This window comes from Neisseria brasiliensis (assembly GCF_009671065.1).
Lineage (GTDB): Bacteria > Pseudomonadota > Gammaproteobacteria > Burkholderiales > Neisseriaceae > Neisseria > Neisseria brasiliensis.
In genome coordinates this window covers 166726-187340 of the sequence record NZ_CP046027.1, presented here as the reverse complement: position 1 = coordinate 187340, position 20615 = coordinate 166726, and the positions used below count along the sequence as shown (strand labels likewise).

The following is a 20615-nucleotide window of genomic DNA, read 5'->3' as shown; positions in this document are numbered from 1 at the left end:
AGAAAGATTGCAATATGGCCTACACACAACTGACCTCACACCAAAGATACTACATTTCCAGACATTACCGCAACCTACCCCTAAACCAAATCGCACAGAACATCGGTTGTCATCCCGCCACCGTCAGTCGGGAAATCAGACGGCATTCCGTCAACGGAACCTACTGTTACCGAAAAGCACAACAGCAAAGCGAAGTTAAAAAGAAAAACAAAAAGCCAACCAAACTGACTACTGCCGTCAAACAGACTGTTAACAAACTGATTACCCAAAAATACAGCCCCGAACAAGTCTGCGGCTACCTGCTGAAACATCAACACATCAAACTGCACCACAGCACCCTTTACCGCTATCTCGCCAAAGACCGTCAAAACGGCGGCGACCTGTACACCCATCTGCGTATCGTTTCCAAACCCTACCGCAGAAAATACGGCAGCGGTGCATGGACAAAAGGCAGCGTACCGGACAGAACCGACATTGAACACAGACCTGCCATTGTCGATCAAAAAGAGCGGGTCGGCGATTTCGAGATGGACACCATTGTCGGTAAAGATCAAAAAAGCGGACTGGTGGTTGCTGTTGAAAGAAAAACCAAATTTGTCGTTATCCGCAAAATCAGCAATTTCAAAGCAGAAGATGTAGCCCGGGTAGTGATTCGGGCATTGAAGCCGTTTAAAGATATCATTCAAACGATTACTTTGGATAACGGTAAAGAGTTTTACCGACATAAAACCTTTGCCAAAGCCCTGGGTGCGGAAACCTACTTCTGCCGTCCATACCATTCTTGGGAAAAAGGCTTGGTGGAGAATACCAACGAGCTGATCAGACAATACTTCCCAAAGGGGACGGATTTTAGGAAACTGGGGGCTAAAAAGATTAAAGCGGTTGAGGAGGCCCTTAACCGCCGACCGAGAAAGACATTGGACTATGAGACACCGGGTGATCTGTTTTCAGCAGCCCTTGCCAATGGCATTTGAGCGTTGCACTTGAAATGCGAATGTAAGATGAAGACTATGCAGACCAAACGCAAGAATCCCTTTATCGTCGACAAACCCGACCATGAAAAAACTCAGGCAGAGCTGATTGAAGAATTACGCTACATGAGGGCGGAGAACGACTACCTAAAGCACATGAAAGCCCTCAACGAAAAGAACGCCGCCAACGCTGCGAAACCGTTCAAACGCTGAGGGCGAAGCACCCGCTGAAATACCTGTTGCACAGTGCCGGTATACCCAAAAGCAGTTTCTACTACCACATCGGCAGACCTGATCCCGATATAGAAGCCAAAGCAGCGGTGAGTGAAGTCTATCACCAACACAAAGGCCGCTACGGCCAACGGCGGATTGGTGCCGTATTGTCGTGGAATAAAAAGAAAGTGCAACGTATTATGAGACTATTGGGGCTAAAAGCCAAAGTGCGCAGTAAAAAAGCCTATCGTCCGCAAGTCATAGAAGAAACGTCGAAAAACATCCTTAAGCGTGCATTCACTGCCGATAAAGCGGGAGCTAAATGGTTGACCGATGTGACCGAGTTTAAACGCACCGACGGCAAACTGTACTTATCGCCGATATTGGATGTATTTAACCGTGAGATTGTGGCTTATGAGCTCAGTAGAAAGCCGGACAGCAAGATGGTCATGCAGATGCTGGATAAGGCATTCGGCCGTCTGAAAGGGCAGACCCCGCTGCTGCATTCCGACCAAGGTGTGCTTTACTGAACTCAGGCTTATCGGGAAAAGCTGGCCGAGAAGGGCATTGTGCAAAGCATGTCGCGCAAAGGGAATTGCTGGGATAACGCACCGATGGAGAGTTTCTTCGGGACATTAAAAGTGGAAAGCTTCTATCAGGAAGGTGTGTTATCGGTGACAGAATTGACCAAAGTGATAGATGATTACATACGTTACTACAATTATGAACGTATTAGTTTGAATTTAAAAAAGCTGAGTCCTGTGGCTTACAGAACCCAGCTTGAACAGGCTGTTTGAGAAAGATTATTAACTTGTCCAAGAATTGGGGGACAGTTCACATGGGTTTCAGACGGCCTTTTAAATCATAGATTTAAGCTTTACCGGTACTGCCGAATCCGCCTTCGCCGCGTTCGCTGGCGGCAAATTCGTCCACCACTTTAAACGCCGCCTGAGTCACCGGCACAATCACCATTTGCGCGATGCGTTCCATCGGTTCGATGGTGAATGCGGTTTGGCTGCGGTTCCACACCGACACTTTCAATTCGCCCTGATAATCCGAGTCGATTAAGCCAACCAGATTGCCCAGCACAATGCCGTGTTTGTGGCCAAGGCCGGAGCGCGGCAGCAAGACGGCGGCGTAGGCAGGGTTGGCCAAATGCACGGCCAAGCCGGTTGGCACCAGATAGGTTTCGCCCGGTTGCAGCGTTACGGCTTCGTCTAAACACGCTCGTAAATCCAAGCCGGCAGAGCCGGGGGTGGCGTAGGCGGGCAGCTGCTCGGCCATTTTCGGGTTTAAGATTTTCAGTTCGACTTCTGTTTGCATGGTTTTTCTCGCATGGATATTTTTCAGACGGCATTATAACAAATAACAAGCTTGAGGCCGTCTGAAAAAAAAGCGTATCATTAGAGTAAACCACAGGAGAACCATCATGGATCTGCACAATATCCGCGAAGACTACAGCAAACGCGAGCTGTCGGAATCAGAGTGCGACAGCAACCCCATTACCCAATTTGAACAATGGCTGCAAGAAGCCATGCATTCACAAGTCAACGAGCCAACAGCGGTGAACGTGGCTGCGGTCGGTGAAGACGGCCGCCCCAATAGCCGCATGGTTTTGCTGAAAGAAGTGAACGCGCAAGGCTTTGTCTTTTTTACCAATTATCACAGCCGCAAGGGCAAATCGTTTGCCGCAAACCCGTTTGCTGCGATGACGTTTTTTTGGCCGGAATTGGAGCGCCAAGTGCGCATTGAAGGGCGCATTGAAAAACTGGATGCCGCTGCTTCTGATGAGTATTTCGACAGTCGCCCTTACACCAGCCGCATCGGGGCATGGGCGAGCAATCAGAGCGAAGTGATTTCCGGTAAAGCCATGCTGGTGGCGAAAGCCGCGGCAGTTGGCGCGAAACACCCGCTGCATGTACCCCGTCCGCCACATTGGGGCGGCTATATCGTGATTCCCGATCGCATTGAATTTTGGCAAGGTCGCCCGAGCCGTTTGCACGACCGCATTCAGTATCGACTGGAAAACGGCGTGTGGGTGAAAGAGCGTTTGGCACCTTGATGGGCTTGAGTTTCACAATGGGGATGAATGGCTGAAATAAGTTGTGTTCAGACGGCCTTTTCTCAATTAAAACCAACACAAATTCAATAAAATAGGGTAAAATCGCCGTTGATATAAAAGGCCGTCTGAAAGCGCTTATTTTTCAGACGGCCTCAGTATTCCCCCAGTATTTATTGTTCAACCATCCTGCCGCATGTGCCGCAGAAGAACCGTTGTTTTCAACATATCCAACGTGTTAGGAGATTCATCATGGCCAAAAAGCCGACCAGCAAGCGCGAATGGCGTGACGGCGTGTCCACCGCCGCCAAAAAGCCCGCCAAGAAAAGCGTATCGTTCAAAAGCAAACCGAAAGCCGAATCCGGCTTTAAATCCAAATCACAAGAAACCGAATTCAAAGGCGGCCGCCGTGCGCGCGGTGAAGCCGTTTCAGACGGCCTGAAAACAGGCAAAAACGCAAAATCAAGTTTCCGTGACCAAGCGACCGAGCAAAATCCGCGTGCGCCGAAGCAGCGTGCATCCAAGGCGAAAAAGCTGATGGTGCGCAATCCGAACCAAAAAATTATGGAACACGCACGCGATTTGAAAGAGCGCCGCAGCGATTTGTCGCGCTTCGAGCCGGAGCGTTTGCAAAAAGTGCTGGCCGCTTCGGGCGTGGGTTCACGCCGTGAGATGGAAGAATGGATTACCAACGGCTGGGTGACGGTCAATGGCCGCGTGGCCGAATTGGGCGAAAAAGTCACGCCCGATGACCATGTGACGGTGAAGGGCAACGTCATCAAGCTGAAGTGGGCCGACCGTTTGCCACGCGTTATTTTGTATTACAAACAAGAAGGCGAAATCGTGTCGCGCGACGACCCGCAAGGCCGCGTGAGTATTTTCGACCGTTTGCCGCAAGCAGCGAGCAGCCGTTGGGTGGCGATTGGCCGTTTGGACATCAACACCAGCGGTTTGCTGATTTTGACCACTTCAGGCGAATTGGTGCAGCGTTTTGCCCACCCGAGCTTTGAAGTCGAGCGCGAATACGCCGTACGCGTGTTGGGCGAATTGAGTACCGAGCAAATGCGTATGCTGACGCAAGAAGGCGTGATGCTGGAAGACGGTTTGGCCAAAGTCGAGCGTATTTACGAGCAGGGCGGCGAGGGCATGAACAAATGGTATAACGTGGTGATTAAAGAAGGCCGCAACCGCGAGGTACGCCGCATTTTTGAAAGCCAAGGTTTGACCGTGAGTCGTTTGGTACGCGTGGGTTTTGGCCCGATTGGTCTGCCGAACCGTTTGAAACGCGGCCAGTTTTACGAATTGAACCCAGCAGAAGTCGCCAACATCATGAAATGGGCGGATATGCTGCTGCCGGGTGAGTACCGCCGACGCCGTTCGTAAGTAGTTGAGTGAAATCGATGCCGTCTGAATGTCTGTGAAATGATTTTCAGACGGCATTTTGTGTATGGAGAAATGAGCGAAGATGTTCAGCCTTGATTTATCGGAAGAAACCATTGTATTAACCTACAGCGGCCAACGTCGCGCCGAAATTTACACCTTTGGCGCCTTGCTCAACCGCTATGAAATCCTGCAGCCTGACGGCACTTGGTTCAACACCATCAAAGGGCATCAATCGCCAGAGCAATGCCGCCAAATGCTGACCGATGGTTTTCACAGCGCCAAACTCAGCCCGTTTGCCTGTCGCGTGCGGCATGGTAAATATGTGTTTGACGGGCAGCATTATCAGCTTGAGGGCAAATTTCAGGCAGCCGGCCACGCGTTGCACGGTTTGATATATGACTGTGATTTTGTCATTGTCGATAGTGGCGCGGATGCGCAATCGGCTTGGGTAGAGCTGGCGGCAGATTACCGCCAAGATGACAGCGGCTATCCTTTTGCCTATCGCCTGAATATTGTGTACCGATTGGCTTCAGACGGCCTGAGTGTCACCACGCGCGCAACCAACACCGGCAACCGCGCCATGCCGCTGGCCGACGGCTGGCATCCTTATTTCACTTTGGGCGGCAAGGTGGATGATTGGACGATGCAGCTCAACAGCAGCGAGCGGTTGGAATTCGACCAAGATTTGGTCGCCAACGGCAATATCCTGCCCGATACCCGCTTTCAGATGGCCTTGAGTATGCAGGGCATCACGCTGGACAACAGTTTCGTGTTGACTGATTTTAACCAACCGGCTTGCGTGTTGAGCGGTGAAAAGCTGCAACTGCGCATTTATCCGGATTCACGCTATCCGTATCTGCAAATCTATGTTCCGCAGACACGCGATTCGATTGCTTTGGAAAACTTGAGCGGTGCGCCGGACAGTTTCAATAATGGCTTGGGCTTGCAGGTATTGCAGGCAGGGGAAACGCAGGCGTTTGCTACGCGCTATGTGTTGTCTTTATTGTAGGAATGCGTTTTGAAATTCCAATAAAAAATGCCGTCTGAAAACATTTTCAGACGGCATTTTGATGTGTAGGTTTACTGTTCTGCTTTCAACACCCGCTGACGGCGTGTTTCGCTCAACACCATACCGGCGGATACCGACACATTCATGCTCTCGACCGTGCCGAACATTGGAATCGACACCAGCATATCGCAATGTTCGCGCGTCAGTCGGCGCATGCCTTCGCCTTCGTTGCCCATCACCCATGCCACGCTTTCGGGCAGGTCGGTGTGGTACAAATCGGATTGGCCGCCCATATCGGTGCCGACAATCCAAATGCCGTATTCTTTCAATTCGCGCAAGGTGCGTGCCAAATTGGTGACGGTAATGTAAGGCACGGTTTCGGCCGCGCCGCAGGCCACTTTGCTGACAGTGGCATTCAAGCCCGCGCTTTTGTCTTTGGGTGCAATTACCGCATGCACACCCATGGCATCAGCGGTACGCAGACACGCGCCGAGATTGTGTGGGTCGGTAATGCCGTCGAGCACCAATAAAAAGGCCGGTTCGCGCAGGTTTTCCAATACGTCTTCCAAGTGGACGTGGTTTTTAGACGCGTCGATAAAGCCGACCACGCCTTGATGGCGCGCGCCTTTGGCGATGGTATCGAGACGGCTGGCATCGGCAAAATGCAGGCGCACGTTTTCGGCGGCGGCTTTTTCCAACACTTCGCGTGTGCGGGCATCGTTTTTGCCTTCTTGAATGTAGAGTTCGGTAATGGATTTCGGGTTTTGCCACAAGCGGGCGTTAACGGCGTGAAAGCCGTAAATCAATCTTTGGTTGGCCATTGTTTTACTTAAGAAAATGTTTCAGACGGCATTATACGGGATTTGCGTGTCGGCGCGTGAAAATTGTGGTGTAGAAGCATAACAATTTGAATCGATAGATAAGCAGAAGGCCGTCTGAAAATTGATTGTTCAGACGGCCTTGTTGTCGAAAAATCAAACCCAATCAAGCAATAAAGGCTTTGATTTCTTTATACATTTCTTTGAACTTGCCTTCAGCTTCGTTCATGCTGCTGCCGACGGCTGAAATGTAGAATTTGATTTTCGGCTCGGTGCCGGAAGGGCGCACGGCTACCCAAGAACCATCGGCCAAGTAGTATTTCAAAACATTGCTTGGCGATGTGTTCAAAGCAGTAACCTTGCCGTCTGAATCGGTGGCGGTTTGCGCTTGGAAATCTTCTACTTTGATGATGTTTGTGCCGTTAAACTGCTTCGGCGCGTTGGCACGGAATTTGTCCATAATCGCTTGGATTTCTGCCGCACCGTCGATGCCGGTCATGGTGATGGAAATCGGTTTGTCGAAATAATAGCCGTATTCGCGATAGATTTCGTCAAGACCATCGGCCAACGTCATGCCGCGCGAGCGGTAGTAGGCGGCGATTTCTGCAAACATCACTGCGGCTTGCACCGAGTCTTTGTCGCGGGCGAACGGTTTGATTAAATAGCCGTTGCTCTCTTCAAAACCGAACAAATAATCATAAGCTTGCGTGCGCTCGAATTCGGCGATTTTTTCGGCCACGAATTTGAAACCGGTCAAAACATTGAATACGGTCACGCCATAGCTTTCGGCGATTTTGCCGACTAATTCGGTGGAAACGATGGATTTGCAAATCGCGCCGTTTGTTGGCAGTGTACCGGCTTGGCGGTGGGCTTTCAAAATGTATTTCGCCATGACCGCACCGATTTGGTTGCCGGTTAAGGTCAAGTAGCTGCCGTCGGCTTGGCGGATTTCCACGCCCAAGCGGTCGGCATCGGGGTCGGTGCCGAGCAGCAAATCAGCGCCGACTGCTGCGCCCAGTTTTTCGGCCAAAGCAAACGCGGCTTGGCTTTCGGGATTTGGCGAAGGTGCGGTGGTGAAGTTTGGATCGGCGATGGCTTGTTCTTCAACCAGTTCAAACGACTCAAAACCGGCTTGCTTCAAGGCGCGGCGCACCATCATTTCGCCGGTGCCGTGCAGCGGGGTATAGACGATTTTCAGGTCTTTGCCGTGTTGGGCAATCAATTCGGGATTAATGGTGACGGTTTTGACGGCGGCCAAGTATTTTTGGTCCATCTCTTCGCCCAGTAGCTTGATTTTACCGTCGGCTTTGGCGGCATCGAAATCGGCCACTTGGATGGTGAACGGGTCGTCCACAGCGCGGATGAGTTTGGTCAAAGCTGCGGCATCATCAGGCGACAATTGGCCGCCGTCTTCACCATAGACTTTATAGCCGTTAAATTCAGCCGGATTGTGGCTGGCGGTAATCATGATGCCGCCGGCGGCTTTGAGTTCGCGCACGGCAAAGGATAATTCAGGGGTCGGGCGCAAGGATTCAAACACATACGCCTGAATGCCGTGTTGCGCCAACAAAGCAGCGGAATCAAAGGCAAATTCTTGCGAAAAATGGCGCGAATCATAGGCAATCACCACGCCGGCGTTTTTTGCGGCTTCGCCTTTGGCGGCAATCAGTTGGGCAAAGCCTTCGGTGGCTTGGCGCACCACATAGCGGTTGATGCGGTTGATACCGGCGCCGATGACGCCGCGCATACCGGCAGTACCGAATTCCAGCGGGGCATAGAATGCGTCTTCTTTGGTTTTTTCATCCATGTCCGACAATTCTTGTTTTAAGAAGTCGGGCATGTCGGCAAAATCCAACCATTTTTGATACGTTTCTTGATAGGCCATCTGAATCATCCTTTGAGGGTAATAAACGGATTATGAACAAGATTATACGTGATTGCGACGCGATGCGTGCGATAAACCGATATACGGCAGCATCAACGCATCAAGTAGCCGAGTATGCCCGATGAAGCCACGCCGATGATGACGGTAACCAACATCGAAAAACGGCTGGCGGCCAAGACAGTCAAGGCGATGGCAATCAGCTCATGCGGTTTGTCGGACACAAAATAAGGCGCAATCACCGAAATCAACACACAGCCAGGCGCGGCTTCCATTACTGTTTGCGCGCGTTTGCTCAAGGTGCGGTTGCGTAGGGCGAAAAAGCCGATAAGGCGGGTGGAATAAGTCACGCACAACATGGCGCAAAAAAGCAGGAAGGAATCAAGCGTAATCATTCTTGTTCCCCTAAGAGATAGGCGGTGAGTAAGCCCGATAATGCGCCGGCCGGTACATACCAAGGGCCGTCAATACTCAAGCAGGTAATGCCCGCCACAATCAGGCTGACAAACCAAGGTCGCGCTGCCGAAAAGCTCTTCCACAAGCCGCGCATAATCACCAAAAATACCGCCGGAAACGCCATGCCGAAGCCCCACGCAGCCACATCGCCGAACATCGGGCCGACCGCCGCGCCGATGGTGGCAAACAAAATCCAAGTGGTGTACATAATGAAACACGTGCCGCCGTAATAGGCAAAATTAAAGCCGCTCAAACCGGCCGCTTTGCGTTTTTGTGCATCGGCCAAACCCAGTTCCCACGATTCGTCACACATAAAAAACAGCGACGGCAACACTTTTTTCATCGGCGCATTTTTCATATAGGGCGCATAAGCCGCCCCCATCAAAATATGGCGCGAATTGATCATAAAGGTTACGCTGGCAATCAGCAGAATTGGCAGTGGATGCGTCCACAAATCAACCGCAGCAAATTCCGAGCCGCCGGCAAAATTCATCCCCGTCATCAGCATCATTTCCAGCCAACTCATGCCTTTTTGCCCGCCTTGTACGCCCAAAATAATCGCCCACGGCAATAAGCCAATGAGCATGGGCGAGCAGTCTTTAATGCCGCGTAAAAATTCTTGTTTGGGGGAAGCCATCATGGTGTGGGGGAACATTTCAATATTAAAAAGGCGCATTATACACTCATTGATTTTCAGACGGCCTGAGACCTTTGCAAAATCCCTATCTTTGGCACATTTCTTCGTTGTGCGCTGCTCGAAAGCTTACCTATCTAAGTGATATGTCTTCGCTTTCTGCGCTGCTACAACTTTGAATTGTACTCAAATCTAGGGTTTTGCAAAGGTCTCGGTCTATTGAGATATTAACTGAATGAATTAGTTCTTTATGAGTATAAAAGGGTATTGGGAGAAGTGGTACAACAACGTTTTTTATCCATCGGGTAGGCCGTATGAAAATCCCTTATGCCTTTTTGTTGACTTGTTTTGTTGCAAGCCAAGTATCCGCGGCGGAAATCACTGTATCCGCTGCCGCGAGCCTGAAAGATGCGTTCAACGACATCATCACGCGCTATCACAAACAATATCCGCAAAGCAAAATCAAGCTGAATACCGCCGGTTCAGGCGCATTGTTGCAGCAGGCAGTACAGGGCGCGCCGGTGGATGTATTGGCGTTTGCCGATGAAGTCACCATGAATCAGGCGCAGCAGAAAAACGTGATTGATGCGGCCAGCCGCAAAACGTTCGCGCTCAATGACTTGGTGATTGCTGCGCCGAAAAACAGCCGATATGCGGTCACGAAACTCAGCGATTTACAAAGCCGACAGTTCGGCCGCATCGCCGTAAGCAATCCGGCCAGCGTACCGGTCGGTCGTTACAGCAAAGCCAGCTTGGAAAAAGCCGGTTTGTGGGCAGGTTTGCAGCCGAAAATCATCACCACGCAAAACGTGCGCCAATCTTTAGATTACATTGCACGCGGTGAAGTCGATGCCGGTTTTGTCTACCGAACCGATGCGGTGTTGATGAAGGACAAGGTCAAAATCTTGGCAACCGTGCCGACACAAAACCCCGTGTCTTACCCGATTGCGGTGAGCAAAAACGCCAAACAAGCGGCGGAAGCGAAGCGGTTTGTGCAGTATGTGTTGTCGGCGCAAGGGCAGGCGGTGTTGAACCGTTATGGTTTTAGAAAGCCTTAATATTTTGAATGAAAAATAAAACAGGCCGTCTGAAAGCATATTTTTCAGACGGCCTTGAATCCATCTATGAACGAAACCTTACTCACTACCTTATTCCTTTCGCTCAAAATCGCCGCAACCGCCACGCTGTTGAATACTGTGTTGGCGGTGGCGGTCGGCTTTACTTTGGCGCGTTGGCGTTTTATCGGGCGCAATGTGCTGGATACGCTGCTGACTCTGCCGATGGTGCTGCCGCCGACGGTGCTGGGCTATTATCTTTTGGTCGCATTCGGCCGCAACAGCGCATTCGGCGTGTGGCTCAAAGACACGTTCGACATCAACCTGATTTTTACATGGCAGGGCGCGGTGATTGCGGCGATGGTGGTGACGTTTCCGCTGATTTTCAAACCGGCACGGGCGGCTTTTGAAGAAGTGAATCCGCAATTGGAGCAGGCGGCGCGGGTATTGGGCTTGAGTGAAGCGGCGGTGTTTTTCCGCGTCAGCCTGCCTTTGGCGTGGCGCGGCATTTTGGCCGGTATTTTGTTGGCGTTTGCCCGTGCCTTGGGTGAATTTGGTGCGACTTTGATGATTGCCGGCAGCATTCCGGGGCAGACGCAGACTTTGTCGATTGCGATTTACGAAGCGGTACAAGCCGGAGATGATGCGCTGGCCAATGGTTTGGTGGTGCTGGTGTCGGCGGTGTGTATCATGATTTTGCTGGCTGCCGGACATTTAATGCGCGTGAAAGACGGGAGAAAATAATGCTGTTTGATATTGAATTACACAAAAAGCTGCCGTCGTTTGCCTTGAATGTCGCCCTGAAATCCGATGCGCAGCGCATTGTGATTTTAGGTGCATCCGGTTCGGGCAAAAGCCTGACCTTGCAATTATTGGCCGGTTTGCTCCAACCTGACAGTGGCCATATCCGCATCAACGGCGAAACATGGTGGGACGAGCGCACAAAACTGAATACGCAAGCGCGCAAGGCCGGTTTGCTGTTTCAAGATTATGCCTTGTTTCCGCATTTGACCGTGGCGCAAAATATCGACTTTGGTTTGAAAACAGGTTGGTGCAACCCAAGTAAAAGGCCGTCTGAAAAAGCGCAGTATTGGTTGGATTTACTTGAATTGGCGCACATTGCCGACCATTATCCCAACCAAATTTCCGGCGGCCAAAAGCAGCGCACTGCCTTGGCAAGAATGTTGATTACCGAGCCAAAATTGCTGCTTTTGGATGAACCGTTTTCCGCATTGGATGCCCAATTGCGCGAACACACCCGCCGCGAAGTATTGGCCTTGCGGCAAGCGGCTGGCGTGCCGATGATTTTGATTACCCACGACCGCGCCGATGCCGAAGCCTTGGGGCAGGAAATTTGGCACATGGAAAACGGGGTGTTGGAGTTGGAGAAAGAGTATTCATATTAAATGATGAATGGAATAAAAGAGCTCAGGCCGTCTGAACGGATTTCAGACGGCCTTTGAGGTATCAATGTTAAAGAATCGGCATAACCTCGCAGGCGCATAGTGGTTTATCCATTATTTAGGAGCGGTACTTTGCGTTATAATCCACGCAAATCATTTAGAAAGGCAGAATCATGAGCATGAACACAGTGGCCGTTATCGGTGCGATGGCGCAGGAAATTGAATTATTGAAAACGCGTATGGACGACATTAAAGCACATCAATTCGGTAAATTTAATGCCTATGAAGGTACGCTCAACGGCAAGCGCATGGTGTTGGTGTTGAGCGGAATTGGTAAAGTCAACGCCGCAATCGCCACCGCATGGGTGATTCATCAGTTTCAACCCGATTGTGTGATCAATACCGGCAGCGCGGGCGGCTTAGGTAAGGGTTTAAAAGTTGGAGATGTGGTGATTGGCGAGCGCGTGGCGCATCATGATGTGGATGTGACCGCATTCGGCTATGTGTGGGGACAAGTGCCGCAGCAACCTGCTGTGTTTGAAAGTGATGAACAATTAATGGCCGTAGCCAAAGATGCCGCGCAAGCATTTGAACACGCCCAAGTCAGCCGTGGTTTGATTGTCAGCGGCGACCAATTCGTCCACAGCAGCGAGCGTGTGGCGGAAATCCGCGGTCATTTTAATGATGTGCAAGCGGTAGAAATGGAGGCAGCCGCCATTGCCCAAGCGTGCCATCAATTGAATACGCCATTAGTCGTGATTCGAGCGGTATCCGATTCTGCCGATGAAAAAGCAGATATTAGTTTTGAAGAATTTTTGAAAACTGCGGCAGTGAGTTCGGCGAAGATGGTGATGGAGATTGTCGCCAAGCTTTAAAAACCCATGCAAAAACAGTAAATTTCCGCTAAAATACACAGCTATTTTAATTCTATTTGGAAGGCCGTCTGAAAGCTTACCGTGTTTTTTCAGACGGCCTTTTGAACCATCGAACTTCTCATCAAAATAACTACATGAAAAATATCCGAAATTTCTCCATTATTGCCCACATCGACCATGGTAAATCAACGCTGGCCGACCGTTTCATTCAGTATTGCGGTGGTTTGGAATTGCGTGAAATGAGCACGCAGGTGCTGGATTCTATGGATATTGAAAAAGAGCGCGGCATCACCATTAAGGCGCAAACTGCGGCTTTGAGCTACAAAGCGCGTGATGGCCAAACTTACCAGCTCAACCTGATTGACACCCCGGGACACGTTGACTTTTCTTACGAAGTGTCGCGTTCGCTGTCTGCTTGCGAAGGCGCGCTGTTGGTGGTGGACGCGTCGCAAGGCGTGGAAGCGCAAACCGTGGCCAACTGCTATACCGCCATTGATTTGGGCGTGGAAGTGGTGCCGGTGTTGAACAAAATCGACTTGCCTGCTGCCGACCCTGAACGTGTGGAACAAGAAATTGAAGACATCATCGGCATCGATGCCATTGGCGCGGTGCAGTGTTCGGCCAAGAGCGGCTTGGGCGTGGAAGATGTGTTGGAAGAAATCGTGGCCAAAGTGCCGGCGCCGGAAGGTGATGAAGATGCGCCTTTGCAAGCGATGATTATCGACTCGTGGTTTGACAATTATGTCGGCGTGGTGATGTTAATTCGTATCAAACAAGGCCGTCTGAAACTCAAAGACAAAGTGCGTTTCATGAGCACCAAAGCCGAAACGCAGGTTGAGCAATTGGGCGTGTTCACACCGAAATCGGTGCAAAAGCCGGAATTGAAAGCCGGTGAAGTGGGCTTTTTGATTACCGGTATTAAAGAATTGGGTTCCGCCAAAGTGGGCGATACCATCACGCTGATGGCCAACCCTGCCGCCGAGCCGCTGCCGGGCTTCCAAGAAGTGCAAAGTCAGGTATTTGCCGGCCTGTATCCGGTGGAAAGCCACGACTACGAAGCCTTGCGCGATGCTTTGGAAAAACTGCAACTCAACGATGCAGCTTTGAAGTTCGAGCCGGAAGTGTCGCAAGCCTTGGGTTTTGGTTTCCGTTGCGGCTTCTTGGGTTTGTTGCACTTGGAAATCGTGCAAGAGCGTTTGGAACGCGAATTCGATATGGATTTGATTACCACTGCGCCGACGGTGGTGTATGAAGTGGTGATGAAAAATGGCGAAAAAATCGAAGTGGAAAACCCATCTAAGCTGCCCGACATCAGCCAGATTGAAACCATTCTCGAGCCGATTATCACCGCCACTATTCTAGTGCCGCAGGAATATGTCGGCAACGTGATGACGCTGTGTAACCAAAAGCGTGGCGTGCAGGTGAATATGCAATACATGGGTCGCCAAGTGATGTTGACCTATGATTTGCCGATGAATGAAGTGGTGATGGATTTCTTTGATAAGCTCAAATCCACATCGCGCGGCTATGCTTCTTTGGATTATCAGTTTAAAGAATTCCAAGCTTCTGACTTGATTAAATTGGATATTATGGTCAACGGCGAAAAAGTCGATGCCTTGAGCCTGATTGTGCACCGTCAAACAGCAGTACATCGCGGCCGCGAATTGGCCGCCAAAATGCGCGAACTGATTCCGCGCCAAATGTTTGACATTGCCGTGCAGGCCGCCATCGGCAGCCAGATTATCGCCCGTGAAAACGTCAAAGCCCTGCGTAAAAACGTATTGGCGAAATGTTACGGCGGTGACATCACGCGTAAGAAAAAACTGTTGGAAAAACAAAAAGCCGGTAAACGCCGTATGAAACAGGTGGGCAATGTGGAAATTCCACAAAGCGCGTTCTTGGCGATTTTGCAAGTGAGTGACAAATAATGGGTACGAATTTATTGTTTGCAGCCATCGCTGCCTTTGTGTTCGGCGTGGTGCTGTATCTGAAAAGCAGCAAAGTGCGTGAAGACAACGGCGAATGGAGCGGTGGCCTGCAATGGGGCTATCTGCTGATGATGATCGGCGTGTTCGGCGTGTTGTCGTTTTTCATGAGTTTTACCGCCGTATTGCTGGTGTTTGTGGTATTTACCGGCATTGTGTGGTTTATCCATAAAGGCCGTCTGAAAAAAGATCCTGCGCATCAAGACGAAGGCCACTTCACCGATTACATGAGCGGCTTTTTCCCGATTATCTTAATCGTGTTTGTGTTGCGCACCTTTATCGCCGAGCCTTTCCAAATTCCGTCAAGCTCGATGCGCCCGGGTTTGGTGGTGGGCGACTTCATCTTGGTGAACAAGTTTTCATACGGCATCCGCACGCCGATTATCAATAATGTGCTGATTCCAACCGGAAAAGTCGAGCATGGCGATGTGGTGGTGTTTACTTATCCGGAAAATCCGAGCATCAACTACATCAAACGCGCCATCGGTTTGCCGGGTGATATTGTTGAATATAAAGACAAAGTCTTGAGCATCAACGGCCAAACCATTACCGAGCAGTCCGAAGGCATGCAGACCTACGCTGAAAACACCCGCCAATACGGCATGGTGGATATCGAAGCCGAAGCCTTCCGTGAAAACATCGGCAGCCACAGCTTCCAAGTGCTGAAAATGGCTGAACAACCAAGCTTCCTACCGCAAGCCGTGCGCGCCAATTTTGCCCACCGCGAAAACTGCGAATACGCGCAAGACGGTTCCGCCTTTAAATGCACCGTGCCGGAAGGCCATTATTTTATGATGGGTGATAACCGCGACAACAGCGAAGATTCCCGCTATTGGGGTTTTGTCAGCGACAAACTGATTGTCGGCAAAGCATTTTTTGTGTGGATGAACTTCGGTGACATGAGCCGAATCGGTACATCGATTAAATAAAAGCTGATATGAAAAGGCCGTCTGAAATTTATTTTTCAGACGGCCTTTTGTTATGTAAATTAATCTGCCGATTTACTTTTTAGCGAGCCCAAATAAATCGCCAGCAAAGTCATTGCTGCGCCCAGCCACTGCAGGCCGTTGATGGGTTTGTCGAGCCAGAAATAGTCGATGACCAAGGCGGCGACGGGTTCGGAAAGCAGCAGCAAACCGGTGAGTGAGAGCGACAGCAGCGGAATGGCGTAAGCAATCAGGCCCCAAGCGAAACACTGCATCACCACGCCGTAAATCAATACTAAGCCCACATCGCGCAAAGTGGTCGGATACAGCGCGCCCGCATCGAAAATCAAGGCTGGTAAAATCAGCGAGAATGCGCCGCCGAAGCTCAAAATCATCATTAAAGGAAACAGCGCGGTTTGTTCGATTTGATGGGTTTTGCGGATAAACACCATCGATAGAGCCAACATCGCACCTGAGGCAATGCCGCTAACAAAACCCCATACGGCATCGCTGTTGTAGCCGAATTCCGGACTGCCGATGAAGGCCACGCCGGTAATGGCAATCAGCAAACTGAGCATTTGCAGCTTGCTTAGGCGTTCGCCGAAAAAGAAAAAGCCGATGGCGGACAGGAAAAAGATTTGCAGGCTGTTGAGCAGGGTGGAAATGCCGGGGCCGACAGCGTGGATGCTTTCGTGCCACAGCGCCAAATCAAACGCAAGAAATACACCGGAGAGCAGGGCGGTGTAAACGGCTTTTTTGTTTTGCGGCAATTTTTGGCCGAAAAAGCGTGCCAAAAAGAAAAACACCACGCCGGAAATTGCCAACCGCCAAAAGGCAATGGCATACGAGCCGACATCGACAAATTTTACAATCAGGCTGCCCAAGCCGAAAATAATGCAGCCGACCACCAGCAGCGGCGCGGCATGTGAGGCGTGTCGTTCAGACATGATGTTCCTATAAATATGGAGAAATCGGGCTTTGGATTGTGCCATATTTTTGACGCAAATTGAATCATTGTTAAAGGCCGTCTGAAACAAAAAGCCGTCTGAAAAGTAGTTTCTCATACTTTCAGACGGCCTCATCAATAAATAAGGTTTATACCAAATCTTTTACCGCTTCTTGTTCTTCCAATAATTCGTTTAAAGTCAATGCAATGCGCTGTTGGCTGAATTCGTCGGATAAATCCAAACCTTGCACAATCTGATAATCGCCGTTTTCACAAATCACCGGAAAGCCGAAAATCACATTTTCAGGAATGCCGTATGAACCATCCGACGGCACGCCCATGGTAACCCATTTGCCGCTGGTACCCAAAATCCAATCGCGCAAATGGTAGATGATGGCATTGCCTGCGGAAGCTGCGGAAGACGCGCCGCGCGCTTCGATGATGGCCGCGCCGCGTTTAGCGATTTTCGGCATGTAAACGTCGGTGTACCACGCTTCATCGTGAATCATATCGACCACCGAATCGCCATCGCTGGTGGCGTAGCGGTAATCGGCATACATGGTCGGGCTGTGGTTGCCCCATACGCACATTTTTTCGACCGAAGTGACTGGGCGATTGATTTTTTCAGCAATTTGGCTGACTGCACGGTGATGATCAAGACGCATCAGTGCGCTGAAGTTTTTCTTCGGAATATCCGGTGCCGATTTCATGGCGATGTAAGTATTGGTGTTGGCCGGATTGCCTGCGACCAAAACTTTCACATCGCGGCTGGCCACTTTATTCAAGGCTTCACCCTGTGTTTTGAAAATTGCCGCATTGGCATTGAGCAAATCCGACCGCTCCATACCTTGCGTGCGCGGACGCGCACCAATCAAAATCGCAATATCTGCATCTTTAAATGCCACTTCCGGATCATCGGTGGCAAACACATCCAACAGCAGCGGAAACGCGCAATCGTGCATTTCCATGATGACACCCTGTAAAGCCTTTTGCGCATGTGGCAAATCCAGCAGCTGCAAAATCATCGGTTGGTCGCGCCCCAACATAATCCCGCCGGCAATGCGGAACAAAGTCGCATACGCAATTTGTCCGGCCGCACCGGTGACCGCAATACGGATAGGGGGTTTCAAAGTCATCATCAATCTCCGCAAGGAAAACAAAAATTTAAAGAAGTAGGATTATAACAAAGAGTGATGGCAGTAATGTGGCAAAAAGAGAAAATTTATTACAAAAATAGAAAAGGCCGTCTGAAAAGCAACAATAGATTGTTGCTTTTCAGACGGCCTTCATAGCATGATTATTCACAATTCAAATTTTTGACCTTTTCCGGAAAATCATGCAGCGCGATTTCACACATTTTCACGCGCTGTTTTTCATCGGCAGCAGGCAGCGATTGGCGCAAGAATGTCGTATTGCCGCTCTGAAACAATGCCTTTTTCTCACCTACCTTGCGATAACACGCTTCCGCACGCTTGAAATATTCTTGGCAAACCGGCGGCATTTCTTCCAAAGCCAAAGGCTTGTGTTTGTGCATACTGCGCGCCGAAGCAGCAGAAGCCGAAGCTGCTATGGCTGCCAACAGCAGCCATCTGAAAGCATGATTCATCATGAATTCCTTTAAACAATTAACTTCATCATTATAAAACTGTATATCTAAAAAATCAGAAGAGTGTGCATAAAGTTTGATAAAAGATAAACAAAAGGCCGTCTGAAAAATTTCGGGCGGCCAACAAACCAAAAAGCAGCCCTAAAATTAATCAGGCTGCTTTTTTAAATGGTCGGAATGAGAGGATTCGAACCTCCGACCCCCTGCACCCCATGCAGGTGCGCTACCAGGCTGCGCTACATTCCGGTTGGGAAGTAGGAATTATAAAGATTGTTGGGCGATTTGGCAAACAGGGTGGGAGGTAGATTTCAATATATGCGCTTGATGATGGAAAGCAAACTTACTTGCCGTACAGGCAAAGCTTTACTGATGGCAAGACCTTGTGAAACAAGGGGGTATGGCGCAGACACGCAAGCGGTGGGCGGGTGATGCGGGCTGCGCTTGCTACATCTGAAATCGCAAGCGTTGAACCGTCGGTAGAGTGTGTGGTGTAGCCACGCACGCGGTGTGGGGTGATGCGGGGATTCGGGTTGTTTTTTATCTCAACGAGTTTTATAAAAATGAATAGAAAAAGGCCGTCTGAAATCAATAATTCAGACGGCTTTGAGTGTATGGATTGACCGATCCCAACCAACACGCGTGCCTTAGGGCTCACATCCTACATCTGACGATGCTTTCAGACGGCCTATAGGATAGACGTGTAGCGGCTTTTATTTCTGACAATCCGATTTGCCCGTTTTATGGTTGATTGCACCTTGCGCAACCAAGTATTCCACCACCGCCGTATGGCCTTTTTCACAAGCAAACGACAGCGCGCTTTGGTCTTTTTTGCTGACCAAGTTCAAATCCGCACCTTGCGAATGCAGATATTTCACCGTTTCCAAGCGCCCGTTGCTGGCCGACACAATCATCAGCGTTTCCGCATCGTCTTCCACCGTTTGATCGTTCAAATCCGTTTCCGCGCGCAGCAGGTTATGCACTTTCTTCACGATATTGGTGTTTTTACCCAAAGTCGCCGATTTCAAAACGTTATACACATCGCCGCGGTCGGTCGCACGCAAGTCGGCACCTTTTTCAATCAAATAGTCGGCAATGTCTTCATAGCCGATAAACGCCGCCCAGCCCAAAGCCGTTTGCCCCAAAGCCGCTTCGTCTTTTGCTTCCAAATCCTGACCGGCTTCCACCATCTGCTTCACCTTGGCAAAATCGCCGCGTTTTACCGCATCAAACCAAGCCGCATCTTTGCCTTCCGACGGCTTCTCGTAAAAAATACGCCAGCGCAGCTTATCCGGATTGGCAATATCTTTCATTTCCGCACGGCTCAAACGCCAGCCCTTATCCGCCGCAGGGCTTGAAGCTTGAAGGTTTTGCGCAGAATGGCCGTTGCAGGCCGCCAAAGCAGTCAGGCTGCATAAAGCAAGCAACAAGGTTTTATTCATCATCGTTTCCTTATCTGAAAATCAAACGAGGTTTGCTATATTTCGGCTGCTATTAGTAACACAGATTAGCGGCTGCACGCAAATTTGCGGGGGGAGGAAAAGGCCGTCTGAAACATCGGTTTCAGACGACCTTGCGTATGGGGATTGCTTAACCCAAACAACGCGTGCGTGCCTTGGGGTACACACCCTAGCAAGCGTTAAATCAGAGGTAGTGTGTGGCGTGGCCACGCACACGGTCGCTTGTTTGCTTACATTTCCATCATTCCCCAAAATTCATTATCCGGGTATCAATCGTTCCACCCCAATCCGGCGGCAATAAACCATCGCGCACAAAGCGGTGAAACGAAGAAAACGGCCAATCTTTCACACAATCCGAAAAACCATGCTTCACCGGATTGAAATGCACATAATCCACCACGCGCCGCAAATCCGCATAATCGCGCACGGTATGTTCATAAAAACGGCGCTGCCAAATCCCCTTTTCACGCCGCCGCTGCTTGCTGGCGGATAAAACAGTCGAAGCAGCAAAATGATGTGAAAAACGCGTTTTGATTAAACGCCAGCGCAGCGGATAATCACTGTCGCCATCGGGCAAAGTCCAAACGGCATGAAGATGATTGGGCATGACACAAATGGCAACCGTTTCAAACGGATGGCGTTTTTGCACAAAAGCATAGGCTTCACGGAGCAGGTCGATATGCTCAACCAGCAAACGCGATTTCGGGTCGGCAAGTTTGACGGTAAAGAAAAAAGTACCGCCAGCGACGTAGCTACGGCGATAGCGCGACATTTGTTTCCCTTGTGATTATTTTGATTCGTGTCATCATAACAAAGGGAGTAAGAAAGCAAAAGGCCGTCTGAAACATCGGTTTCAGACGGCCTTAAAGTATGGTTGCTTATTCCAAACAACGCGTGCGTGCCTAGGGCACACACCCTACGTCTGAAGTCGGCAAGT

General features: G+C 50.2%; 23 protein-coding genes and 1 tRNA gene. 13 read left to right on the top strand and 11 right to left on the bottom strand.

The genetic code is table 11. The annotated features are described in order from the left end of the window. The first annotated feature begins 14 nt into the window (after positions 1 to 14). Genes GJV52_RS01075 through GJV52_RS01060 form a run of 4 tightly spaced genes read left to right on the top strand, consistent with a single transcriptional unit; the run spans position 15 to position 1981 of the window. Positions 15 to 974, top strand: a complete 960-nt coding sequence (locus GJV52_RS01075; protein ID WP_154212828.1) for an IS30 family transposase — start codon at positions 15 to 17, stop codon at positions 972 to 974. A 36-nt stretch (positions 975 to 1010) separates the two neighbouring features. Further along, positions 1011 to 1184 (top strand): hypothetical protein, encoded by a 174-nt coding sequence (locus GJV52_RS01070; protein WP_229439464.1) that lies wholly within the window; start codon positions 1011 to 1013, stop codon positions 1182 to 1184. Next, a complete protein-coding gene (locus tag GJV52_RS01065) occupies positions 1181 to 1714 on the top strand; it encodes an IS3 family transposase (RefSeq protein WP_324253504.1) in 534 nt (177 codons plus the stop codon). The genes GJV52_RS01070 and GJV52_RS01065 overlap by 4 nt, the downstream gene beginning before the upstream one ends. 48 nt (positions 1715 to 1762) lie before the next feature. Next, positions 1763 to 1981: an IS3 family transposase gene (locus GJV52_RS01060; protein WP_154212838.1), complete on the top strand. Its 219-nt coding sequence runs from the start codon at positions 1763 to 1765 to the stop codon at positions 1979 to 1981. Positions 1982 to 2054: 73 nt separating this feature from the next. On the opposite strand, the gene dut is transcribed toward GJV52_RS01060, so the two are convergent. Further along, a complete protein-coding gene (dut, locus tag GJV52_RS01055; RefSeq protein WP_095501699.1) occupies positions 2055 to 2507 on the bottom strand; it encodes a dUTP diphosphatase in 453 nt (150 codons plus the stop codon). 106 nt (positions 2508 to 2613) lie between these two features. On the opposite strand from dut, the gene pdxH reads away from it, so the two are divergent. The 3 genes from pdxH to GJV52_RS01040 all read left to right on the top strand — a co-directional run bounded on the left by pdxH (position 2614) and on the right by GJV52_RS01040 (position 5635). After that, positions 2614 to 3246 carry a pyridoxamine 5'-phosphate oxidase gene (gene pdxH / locus GJV52_RS01050; RefSeq protein WP_100564277.1) on the top strand — a complete coding sequence of 211 codons (633 nt, stop codon included), beginning with the start codon at positions 2614 to 2616 and terminating at the stop codon, positions 3244 to 3246. Between the two features lie 249 nt (positions 3247 to 3495). Further along, positions 3496 to 4626 (top strand): pseudouridine synthase, encoded by a 1131-nt coding sequence (locus GJV52_RS01045; RefSeq protein ID WP_154143276.1) that lies wholly within the window; start codon positions 3496 to 3498, stop codon positions 4624 to 4626. Positions 4627 to 4708: 82 nt separating this feature from the next. Then, positions 4709 to 5635: an aldose 1-epimerase gene (locus GJV52_RS01040; protein ID WP_095501697.1), complete on the top strand. Its 927-nt coding sequence runs from the start codon at positions 4709 to 4711 to the stop codon at positions 5633 to 5635. A 71-nt stretch (positions 5636 to 5706) separates the two neighbouring features. Here GJV52_RS01040 and rlmB read toward each other — a convergent pair whose 3' ends face one another. From rlmB to GJV52_RS01020, 4 genes are all read right to left on the bottom strand, one after another. Beyond that, on the bottom strand, positions 5707 to 6456 hold the full coding sequence (rlmB, locus tag GJV52_RS01035; protein WP_095501696.1) for a 23S rRNA (guanosine(2251)-2'-O)-methyltransferase RlmB: 750 nt from the start codon (positions 6454 to 6456) through the stop codon (positions 5707 to 5709). 163 nt (positions 6457 to 6619) lie between these two features. Next, a complete protein-coding gene (locus GJV52_RS01030; RefSeq protein WP_100564275.1) occupies positions 6620 to 8338 on the bottom strand; it encodes a phospho-sugar mutase in 1719 nt (572 codons plus the stop codon). Between the two features lie 92 nt (positions 8339 to 8430). Next, positions 8431 to 8730 (bottom strand): AzlD family protein, encoded by a 300-nt coding sequence (locus tag GJV52_RS01025; protein WP_100564273.1) that lies wholly within the window; start codon positions 8728 to 8730, stop codon positions 8431 to 8433. Continuing rightward, positions 8727 to 9377 (bottom strand): AzlC family ABC transporter permease, encoded by a 651-nt coding sequence (locus GJV52_RS01020; RefSeq protein ID WP_100564279.1) that lies wholly within the window; start codon positions 9375 to 9377, stop codon positions 8727 to 8729. Before GJV52_RS01020 ends, GJV52_RS01025 begins: the two co-directional genes overlap by 4 nt. Positions 9378 to 9739: 362 nt before the next feature. Here GJV52_RS01020 and modA point away from each other — a divergent pair, with 362 nt between their 5' ends. The 6 genes from modA to lepB all read left to right on the top strand — a co-directional run bounded on the left by modA (position 9740) and on the right by lepB (position 15672). Continuing rightward, the gene (gene modA / locus GJV52_RS01015) at positions 9740 to 10483 is read left to right on the top strand and encodes a molybdate ABC transporter substrate-binding protein (protein WP_100564271.1); all 744 of its coding nucleotides are present in this window, start codon (positions 9740 to 9742) and stop codon (positions 10481 to 10483) included. A gap of 66 nt (positions 10484 to 10549) precedes the next feature. Further along, complete coding sequence (gene modB, locus GJV52_RS01010; protein WP_100564269.1) at positions 10550 to 11224, top strand: molybdate ABC transporter permease subunit; 675 nt, start codon at positions 10550 to 10552, stop codon at positions 11222 to 11224. Further along, complete coding sequence (locus tag GJV52_RS01005) at positions 11224 to 11886, top strand: sulfate/molybdate ABC transporter ATP-binding protein (protein ID WP_100564267.1); 663 nt, start codon at positions 11224 to 11226, stop codon at positions 11884 to 11886. Before modB ends, GJV52_RS01005 begins: the two co-directional genes overlap by 1 nt. Before the next feature lie 170 nt (positions 11887 to 12056). Next, positions 12057 to 12758 (top strand): 5'-methylthioadenosine/adenosylhomocysteine nucleosidase, encoded by a 702-nt coding sequence (locus GJV52_RS01000; RefSeq protein ID WP_095501690.1) that lies wholly within the window; start codon positions 12057 to 12059, stop codon positions 12756 to 12758. Between the two features lie 134 nt (positions 12759 to 12892). Beyond that, the gene (lepA, locus tag GJV52_RS00995; RefSeq protein ID WP_095501702.1) at positions 12893 to 14686 is read left to right on the top strand and encodes a translation elongation factor 4; all 1794 of its coding nucleotides are present in this window, start codon (positions 12893 to 12895) and stop codon (positions 14684 to 14686) included. Beyond that, positions 14686 to 15672 carry a signal peptidase I gene (gene lepB / locus GJV52_RS00990; RefSeq protein ID WP_095501689.1) on the top strand — a complete coding sequence of 329 codons (987 nt, stop codon included), beginning with the start codon at positions 14686 to 14688 and terminating at the stop codon, positions 15670 to 15672. Before lepA ends, lepB begins: the two co-directional genes overlap by 1 nt. Before the next feature lie 59 nt (positions 15673 to 15731). On the opposite strand, the gene GJV52_RS00985 is transcribed toward lepB, so the two are convergent. The 6 genes from GJV52_RS00985 to GJV52_RS00955 form a co-directional block, all read right to left on the bottom strand. Further along, a complete protein-coding gene (locus GJV52_RS00985; RefSeq protein ID WP_095501688.1) occupies positions 15732 to 16616 on the bottom strand; it encodes a DMT family transporter in 885 nt (294 codons plus the stop codon). Positions 16617 to 16764: 148 nt separating this feature from the next. Beyond that, complete coding sequence (locus GJV52_RS00980; RefSeq protein WP_100564265.1) at positions 16765 to 17751, bottom strand: malate dehydrogenase; 987 nt, start codon at positions 17749 to 17751, stop codon at positions 16765 to 16767. 161 nt (positions 17752 to 17912) lie between these two features. Continuing rightward, positions 17913 to 18221, bottom strand: a complete 309-nt coding sequence (locus tag GJV52_RS00975; protein WP_095501686.1) for a hypothetical protein — start codon at positions 18219 to 18221, stop codon at positions 17913 to 17915. Between the two features lie 169 nt (positions 18222 to 18390). Next, positions 18391 to 18467 (bottom strand) — tRNA-Pro (locus GJV52_RS00970). Between the two features lie 464 nt (positions 18468 to 18931). Continuing rightward, a complete protein-coding gene (locus tag GJV52_RS00960) occupies positions 18932 to 19660 on the bottom strand; it encodes an ankyrin repeat domain-containing protein (RefSeq protein WP_100564262.1) in 729 nt (242 codons plus the stop codon). A gap of 259 nt (positions 19661 to 19919) precedes the next feature. Then, positions 19920 to 20450, bottom strand: coding sequence for an REP-associated tyrosine transposase (locus GJV52_RS00955; protein ID WP_095501684.1), 531 nt, complete (start codon positions 20448 to 20450; stop codon positions 19920 to 19922). Positions 20451 to 20615: the final 165 nt, after the last annotated feature.